This window comes from Rhodococcus sp. NPDC058505, assembly GCF_042720095.1.
In the GTDB taxonomy this organism is placed as follows: Bacteria; Actinomycetota; Actinomycetes; order Mycobacteriales; family Mycobacteriaceae; genus Rhodococcus_G.
Genome location: NZ_JBHXNB010000006.1, coordinates 227,493 through 236,508 on the forward strand (window position 1 = coordinate 227,493; position 9,016 = coordinate 236,508).

Here is a 9,016-nt window from a genome sequence, read left to right on the forward strand (position 1 = left end):
CCCCACAGCTGAAGGGTCGCGTGCCCAAGATCGCAGGCAGGCAGGCGCCCGGACGCGCCAAGGATCCGACCTCGGATGTACCGGTCGACGACCGGAAGGCCGTCGACCGTGCGGTAGGGGAGCCGCCCGCGCCCGTCGAGCACGACGCCGTTGAGCCCGCGCCCGTCGAGCCCGCGCCCGTCGAACTCGGACCCACCGGGGCCGTGTCCGGCGCACCCGCGGACGCGGAGGCCGACGCCGCATCGACCGCGCCTGCCCGCGAGACCGCGGACGGCGACGCGACCGAGCCGACCCCCGGTCGACCGGTCAACCGGACCAGTGCCCTGCGCCCGCGTAGCCGCGACGACGCGACCGGGGTCGCGGTCACCGCACCGGTCTCGGCGGCGGAACGGGCGGGGTGGCGATCGGTCGCGGTGATCGGGATCGTCGCGGTGGCCCTCGCGGCGTTCGCCGCCGTCGCCGCGTTCCGGCCCGGGGCCACCCTGGCGAACCGGGCGTGGGTGGACACGGCGGAAACCACCCGGGTGTCCGCGGCGGCACGGGACGCCATCCAGACCCTGTACACCTACAAGTTCGACACCGTCGATCAGGACTTCGACAACGCGCGAGCCGTCCTCACCGACGACATGCGCACCCAGTTCGACGAGACCGCTCAGGTCACCCGAGACGCGGTGATCCAGACGAAGACGGCAACGAATGCGCAGGTCACCGACATCGGGGTGAAGCTGCTCGACGACGATCGCGCGGAGTTGGTGGCGAGCATGAACGTAAGCGCGAGCAACGACGGCGTTGAGCAGGGCAGCGCGGAGGGGCCGCTGTCGGTGACGATGGCGAGGGTCGACGGCACCTGGCTGCTGTCCGACATTCGCGACCGCTGAGCCGAAAGTCGGAGTCGCTCTTGACGGAAGGCCCGGGAGGCGTCACTCTATTGGTCGAGACTGCGAGGAATCGCGAGTCCGGGTGATCACGCGCCGGCGCAAATGGAGGCATCGGGCGCGAGCACGCACAGGTATCGAGCAGGCAGGTGTCCGGCCGCCGGTATCGAACGCGATCGCCGCGGGACACGCATTTCGACCACGCCTCGCACGACCGCACCTCCCCGCACGCTTGGGGCCCGGTTGCGACCGGGTGCCGATTTGACAGAGTCGGGCGCTCGACGCTGCCCAGGTTGTGTTATCTGCCGAATTCCGGTACCTTTGGACGTTGCGCTGGCTGCCTCCTGTCCTACCTCTCGACCGTGCCGCATCGAAGTTTCCGCTTCCTGCGTTGTGTTGACGAGTTTCGTTCGGGTCGTGACCAGCGAATTCGCCCCACAGAAGAAGCAGATACAGCGGCGGTCGCACTCCAGCGAGCGGCCCGCGTGAGGTGCTGGAAGGACGCATCTTGGCAGTCTCTAGCCAGACCAAGGCCGGAATCCCCGGAGCCCCGAAGAGGGTGTCGTTCGCGAAGATTCGCGAACCCCTCGAAGTTCCGGGTCTACTTGATCTTCAGACCGATTCCTTCGAGTGGTTGATCGGCTCGCCGGCATCCCGCGAGCGGGCCAAGGCCCGCGGCGACGAGGGTGCCACCGGCGGCCTGGAGGACATCCTCGCCGAACTGTCCCCGATTGAGGACTTCTCGGGCTCGATGTCCCTGTCCTTCTCCGATCCGCGCTTCGACGAGGTCAAGGCCTCCGTCGAGGAGTGCAAGGACAAGGACATGACGTACGCGGCACCGCTGTTCGTCACTGCCGAGTTCATCAACAACAACACCGGCGAGATCAAGAGCCAGACGGTCTTCATGGGTGACTTCCCGATGATGACCGACAAGGGCACCTTCATCATCAACGGCACCGAGCGTGTCGTCGTCTCGCAGCTCGTCCGCTCGCCCGGCGTGTACTTCGACGAGTCGATCGACAAGGCCACCGAGAAGACGCTGCACAGCGTCAAGGTGATCCCGGGTCGCGGTGCCTGGCTCGAGTTCGACGTGGACAAGCGCGACACCGTCGGCGTCCGCATCGACCGCAAGCGTCGTCAGCCGGTCACCGTTCTGCTCAAGGCCCTCGGCTGGACCACTGAGCAGATCACCGAGCGGTTCGGTTTCTCCGAGATCATGATGTCCACGCTGGAGAAGGACAACACCGCGGGCACCGACGAGGCGCTCCTCGACATCTACCGCAAGCTGCGTCCGGGTGAGCCGCCGACCAAGGAGTCCGCGCAGACCCTGCTGGAGAACCTGTTCTTCAAGGAGAAGCGCTACGACCTGGCGCGCGTGGGTCGCTACAAGATCAACAAGAAGCTGGGCGTGAACACCGGCCAGCCGATCACCGCGTCGACCCTCACCGAGGAAGACATCGTCGCGACGATCGAGTACCTGGTGCGCCTGCACGCCGGTGACCAGTCGATGACCGTGCCGGGGGGTGTGGAGGTGCCCGTCGAGGTCGACGACATCGACCACTTCGGCAACCGTCGCCTGCGCACGGTCGGCGAGCTGATCCAGAACCAGATCCGGGTCGGCCTGTCCCGCATGGAGCGCGTCGTCCGTGAGCGGATGACGACCCAGGACGTCGAGGCGATCACGCCGCAGACCCTGATCAACATCCGGCCCGTTGTCGCCGCGATCAAGGAGTTCTTCGGAACCTCCCAGCTGTCGCAGTTCATGGACCAGAACAACCCGCTCTCGGGTCTGACCCACAAGCGTCGCCTTTCGGCGCTCGGCCCCGGCGGTCTGTCCCGTGAGCGCGCTGGCCTCGAGGTCCGCGACGTCCACCACTCGCACTACGGCCGCATGTGCCCGATCGAGACCCCCGAGGGTCCGAACATCGGCCTGATCGGCTCGCTGTCGGTGTACGCGCGGGTGAACCCGTTCGGCTTCATCGAGACCCCGTACCGCAAGGTCGAGGACGGTGTCATCACCGACCAGGTCGACTACCTGACCGCCGACGAGGAGGACCGCCACGTCGTCGCGCAGGCCAACTCGCCCGTCGACACGTCCGGCCGGTTCGTCGAGGACCGCGTGCTCGTCCGCAAGAAGGGCGGCGAGGTCGAGTTCGTCGCGTCGACCGACGTCGACTACATGGACGTCTCGCCGCGGCAGATGGTCTCCGTCGCCACCGCGATGATCCCGTTCCTCGAGCACGACGACGCCAACCGCGCCCTGATGGGTGCGAACATGCAGCGTCAGGCCGTGCCGCTGGTCCGTTCCGAGTCGCCGCTGGTCGGCACCGGCATGGAGCTGCGCGCCGCGGTCGACGCCGGTGACGTCATCGTCACCGAGAAGAGCGGTGTCATCGAGGAGGTGTCCGCGGACTACGTCACGGTGATGGCCGACGACGGCAGCCGCAAGACCTACCGCCTCAACAAGTTCGCCCGCTCCAACCAGGGCACCTGCTCCAACCAGCGTCCGATCGTGGACGAGGGGCAGCGGGTCGAGTCCGGCCAGGTCCTCGCCGACGGTCCCTGCACCGAGAACGGTGAGATGGCGCTCGGCAAGAACCTGCTCGTGGCGATCATGCCGTGGGAGGGCCACAACTACGAGGACGCGATCATCCTGTCGCAGCGCCTCGTTGAGGAGGACGTGCTCACCTCGATCCACATCGAGGAGCACGAGATCGATGCCCGCGACACCAAGCTCGGTGCCGAGGAGATCACCCGGGACATCCCGAACGTCTCCGACGAGGTCCTCGCGGACCTCGACGAGCGCGGCATCGTGCGGATCGGCGCCGAGGTCCGGGACGGCGACATCCTGGTCGGCAAGGTCACCCCGAAGGGCGAGACCGAGCTGACGCCGGAGGAGCGCCTGCTGCGCGCGATCTTCGGGGAGAAGGCCCGCGAGGTGCGCGACACCTCCCTGAAGGTGCCGCACGGTGAGACCGGCAAGGTGATCGGCGTCCGCGTGTTCTCGCGCGAGGACGACGACGACCTGCCCCCCGGTGTCAACGAGCTGGTCCGGGTGTACGTGGCGCAGAAGCGCAAGATCCAGGACGGCGACAAGCTCGCCGGCCGGCACGGCAACAAGGGCGTCATCGGCAAGATCCTCCCGCAGGAGGACATGCCGTTCCTGCCCGACGGCACCCCGGTCGACATCATCCTGAACACCCACGGCGTCCCGCGTCGTATGAACATCGGTCAGGTCCTCGAAACCCACCTCGGCTGGATCGGCAAGACCGGCTGGAACGTGCAGGTCGCCGGCGACGGCACCCGCCCGGACTGGGCGCAGAGCCTGCCCGAGGAGATGCTCTCGGCTCCCGCCGACTCGAACATCGCCACCCCGGTGTTCGACGGTGCCAAGGAAGACGAGCTCACCGGCCTGCTCGGCGCGACGCTGCCGAACCGTGACGGCGAGCAGATGGTCGGGCCCGACGGCAAGGCCACCCTGTTCGACGGCCGCTCCGGCGAGCCGTTCCCGTACCCGGTGTCGGTCGGTTACATGTACATCATCAAGCTGCACCACCTGGTCGACGACAAGATCCACGCGCGGTCGACCGGTCCGTACTCGATGATCACCCAGCAGCCGCTCGGCGGTAAGGCCCAGTTCGGTGGCCAGCGCTTCGGTGAGATGGAGTGCTGGGCGATGCAGGCCTACGGTGCGGCGTACACGCTGCAGGAGCTGCTGACCATCAAGTCGGACGACGTGGTCGGCCGCGTGAAGGTGTACGAGGCCATCGTCAAGGGCGAGAACATCCCCGAGCCGGGCATCCCCGAGTCGTTCAAGGTCCTCCTCAAGGAGCTCCAGTCGCTCTGCCTGAACGTGGAGGTGCTCTCCAGCGACGGCGCCGCGATCGAGATGCGGGACGGCGACGACGAGGACCTCGAGCGGGCGGCAGCGAACCTGGGCATCAACCTGTCCCGGAACGAGGCTGCGACGGTCGACGACCTCGCCAACTAGGAGCCGACCCGGTGCGAGCGCAGCGACGCAGGACACACACAGTCAGCGTGCTGCGCCCGCACCGGGGCCCGGCAGCAATAGCGAACTAGCAGCAATTTCAACCCGAACAGGGGAAAGGAAGTTACGTGCTCGACGTCAACTTCTTCGATGAGCTCCGCATCGGTCTCGCCACCGCGGAGGACATCCGGCAGTGGTCCTACGGCGAGGTCAAGAAGCCGGAGACCATCAACTACCGCACGCTCAAGCCCGAGAAGGACGGCCTCTTCTGCGAGAAGATCTTCGGCCCCACCCGGGACTGGGAGTGCTACTGCGGCAAGTACAAGCGGGTCCGCTTCAAGGGCATCATCTGTGAGCGCTGCGGCGTCGAGGTGACCCGGGCGAAGGTGCGTCGTGAGCGGATGGGCCACATCGAGCTCGCCGCCCCGGTCACCCACATCTGGTACTTCAAGGGCGTGCCGAGCCGGCTCGGCTACCTGCTGGACCTGGCGCCGAAGGATCTCGAGAAGATCATCTACTTCGCCGCGTACGTGATCGTCGGCGTCGACGACGAGCTGCGTCACAACGAGCTGTCCACGCTCGAGGCGGAGATGGAGGTCGAGAAGAAGACCATCGCCGACCAACGCGATGCCGACCTGGAGGCCCGCGCGCAGAAGCTCGAGGCGGACATCGCCGAGCTCGAGGCCGAGGGCGCCAAGTCCGACGTCCGCCGCAAGGTCAAGGACGGCGGCGAGCGGGAGATGCGTCAGCTCCGCGACCGTGCCCAGCGCGAGCTGGACCGGCTCGAGGAGATCTGGACCACCTTCACGAAGCTGGCCGTCAAGCAGCTGATCATCGACGAGAGCATCTACCGCGAGCTCGTCGACCGCTACGGCGAGTACTTCACCGGCGCGATGGGCGCGGAGTCCATCCAGATCCTGATGAAGAACTTCGACATCGATGCCGAGGCCGAGAACCTCCGCGAGACCATCCGCAGCGGCAAGGGCCAGAAGAAGCTCCGTGCGCTCAAGCGGCTCAAGGTCGTCGCGGCGTTCCAGCAGTCCGGCAACTCGCCGATGGGCATGGTCCTCGACGCCGTTCCGGTGATCCCGCCGGAGCTGCGCCCGATGGTGCAGCTCGACGGTGGCCGCTTCGCGACCTCCGACCTGAACGACCTGTACCGCCGCGTGATCAACCGCAACAACCGCCTCAAGCGTCTGATCGATCTCGGCGCCCCCGAGATCATCGTGAACAACGAGAAGCGGATGCTGCAGGAGTCGGTGGACGCCCTGTTCGACAACGGTCGTCGCGGCAGGCCCGTCACGGGCCCGGGCAACCGTCCGCTCAAGTCGCTGTCCGATCTGCTCAAGGGCAAGCAGGGTCGTTTCCGGCAGAACCTGCTCGGTAAGCGCGTCGACTACTCGGGCCGTTCGGTCATCGTCGTCGGCCCGCAGCTCAAGCTGCACCAGTGCGGCCTGCCGAAGCTGATGGCGCTCGAGCTGTTCAAGCCGTTCGTGATGAAGCGTCTGGTCGACCTGAACCACGCGCAGAACATCAAGTCGGCGAAGCGCATGGTGGAGCGGCAGCGCGCCCAGGTGTGGGATGTCCTCGAAGAGGTCATCGCCGAGCACCCGGTGCTGCTGAACCGTGCACCCACGCTGCACCGCCTTGGTATCCAGGCGTTCGAGCCGCAGCTCGTCGAGGGCAAGGCCATCCAGCTGCACCCGCTGGTGTGTGAGGCGTTCAACGCCGACTTCGACGGTGACCAGATGGCCGTCCATCTGCCGCTGTCCGCCGAGGCGCAGGCCGAGGCCCGCATCCTGATGCTGTCCTCGAACAACATCCTCTCGCCCGCGTCGGGTCGGCCGCTCGCCATGCCGCGTCTGGACATGGTCACCGGCCTGTTCCACCTGACCCGGATGGACGACGGTGCGATCGGCGAGCTGGCCGCGGCCACCGCCGACGCGCCGGAGCAGGGTGTCTACTCGTCGCCCGCCGAGGCCCAGATGGCCGTCGACCGTGGCGCGCTGTCGGTGCAGTCGCGGATCAAGGTGCGGCTGACGACGCAGCGTCCGTCCGCCGACATCGAGGACGAGCTGTTCCCGGACGGCTGGGACTACGGTCAGGGCTGGGTCGCGGAGACCACCCTCGGCCGCGTCCTGTTCAACGAGCTGCTGCCCGCGGACTACCCGTTCGTCAACGAGCAGATGCCGAAGAAGCGTCAGGCGACGATCATCAACGATCTCGCCGAGCGGTACCCGATGATTGTCGTCGCGCAGACCGTCGACAAGATGAAGGACACCGGCTTCTACTGGGCGACCCGCTCGGGTGTCACCGTGTCCATCTCGGACGTGCTGGTGCCGCCGGAGAAGGCTCAGATCATGGAGTCCTTCGAGGCGCAGGCCGATCAGATCGAGAAGAAGTACCAGCGCGGCGCGCTCAACCACGCCGAGCGCAACAGTGCTCTCGTCAAGATCTGGTCCGAGGCCACCGACGAGGTCGGCAAGGCGATGGAGGCCCACTTCCCGGACAACAACCCGATCCCGATGATCGTGAAGTCCGGCGCGGCGGGCAACATGACGCAGGTCCGCTCGCTGGCGGGCATGAAGGGTCTGGTGACGAACCCGAAGGGTGAGTTCATCCCGCGTCCGATCAAGTCCTCCTTCAAGGAGGGCCTGACCGTGCTCGAGTACTTCATCAACACGCACGGTGCCCGTAAGGGTCTGGCCGACACCGCGCTGCGCACCGCCGACTCGGGCTACCTGACCCGTCGTCTGGTGGACGTCTCGCAGGACGTCATCGTCCGCGAGGTCGACTGTGGCACCGAGCGCGGCATCGTCACCACGATCTCGGAGAAGCAGCCGGACGGCTCGGTCATCCGCGATGCGCACGTCGAGACCTCGACGTACGCCCGCACCCTGGCCGCGGACGCGGTCGACGAGAACGGCAACGTGATCGTCGAGCGCGGTCACGACCTGGGCGACCCGGCGATCGACGCGCTGCTCGCCGCCGGCGTCACCGAGGTGAAGGTGCGCTCCGTGCTCACCTGCACCACCGGCACCGGCGTCTGCGCGACCTGCTACGGCCGTTCGATGGCGACCGGCAAGCTGGTCGACATCGGCGAGGCCGTCGGCATCGTCGCCGCCCAGTCGATCGGCGAGCCCGGTACCCAGCTGACGATGCGTACCTTCCACCAGGGTGGTGCGGCAGGCGCGGCCGACATCACCGGTGGTCTGCCGCGTGTCCAGGAGCTGTTCGAGGCCCGCGTCCCGAAGGGCAAGGCCCCGATCGCCGACGTCACCGGCCGGGTGCAGCTCGAGGACGGCGACCGCTTCTACAAGATCACCATCGTCCCGGACGACGGTGGCGAAGAGGTTGTCTACGACAAGCTGTCCAAGCGTCAGCGGCTGCGCGTCTTCAAGCACGACGACGGTTCCGAGCGCCTGCTGGCGGACGGTGACCACGTCGAGGTCGGCCAGCAGCTGATGGAGGGTGCTGCCGACCCGCACGAGGTGCTGCGCGTGATGGGCCCGCGCCAGGTGCAGATCCACCTGGTCAACGAGGTTCAGGAGGTGTACCGGAGCCAGGGTGTGTCGATCCACGACAAGCACATCGAGGTGATCGTGCGCCAGATGCTGCGCCGCGTCACGATCATCGACTCGGGTGCGACGGAGTTCCTGCCCGGTTCGCTGGTCGAGCGGGCCGAGTTCGAGGCGAGCAACCGCCGCGTCGTCGCCGAGGGTGGCGAGCCCGCGTCGGGTCGCCCGGTGCTGATGGGCATCACGAAGGCGTCGCTGGCGACGGACTCGTGGCTGTCGGCGGCGTCCTTCCAGGAGACCACTCGCGTGCTGACCGATGCGGCGATCAACTGCCGCTCGGACAAGCTGATCGGTCTCAAGGAGAACGTCATCATCGGCAAGCTGATCCCGGCGGGTACCGGCATCAACCGGTACCGGAACATCCAGGTGCAGCCGACCGAGGAGGCGCGCGCCGCGGCGTACGCCGTGCCGTCGTACGACGACCAGTACTACAGCCCGGAAGGCTTCGGCCAGACCACCGGCGCTGCGGTCCCGCTCGACGACTACGGCTTCGGCGGCGACTACCGCTAGGCGCTCCGCGCCCGTGCGTGATTTTCACCCCCATCGGGGTGAAAATCACGCACGGTGCCGATGTC

The 9,016-nt window shown here is 67.2% G+C and carries 3 protein-coding genes; all 3 read left to right on the plus strand.

The window, feature by feature from the left end; all coding sequences use genetic code 11:
• The first annotated feature begins 20 nt into the window (after positions 1-20).
• The gene (locus ACFWPA_RS07555; protein WP_378508172.1) at positions 21-878 is read left to right on the plus strand and encodes a hypothetical protein; all 858 of its coding nucleotides are present in this window, start codon (positions 21-23) and stop codon (positions 876-878) included.
• 487 nt (positions 879-1,365) lie between these two features.
• Positions 1,366-4,866 carry a DNA-directed RNA polymerase subunit beta gene (locus ACFWPA_RS07560; protein WP_378508171.1) on the plus strand — a complete coding sequence of 1,167 codons (3,501 nt, stop codon included), beginning with the start codon at positions 1,366-1,368 and terminating at the stop codon, positions 4,864-4,866.
• 125 nt (positions 4,867-4,991) lie between these two features.
• Entirely contained in the window at positions 4,992-8,951 is a 3,960-nt protein-coding gene (locus ACFWPA_RS07565; RefSeq protein WP_378508170.1) for a DNA-directed RNA polymerase subunit beta', read from the plus strand.
• The last annotated feature ends 65 nt before the right edge of the window (positions 8,952-9,016 follow it).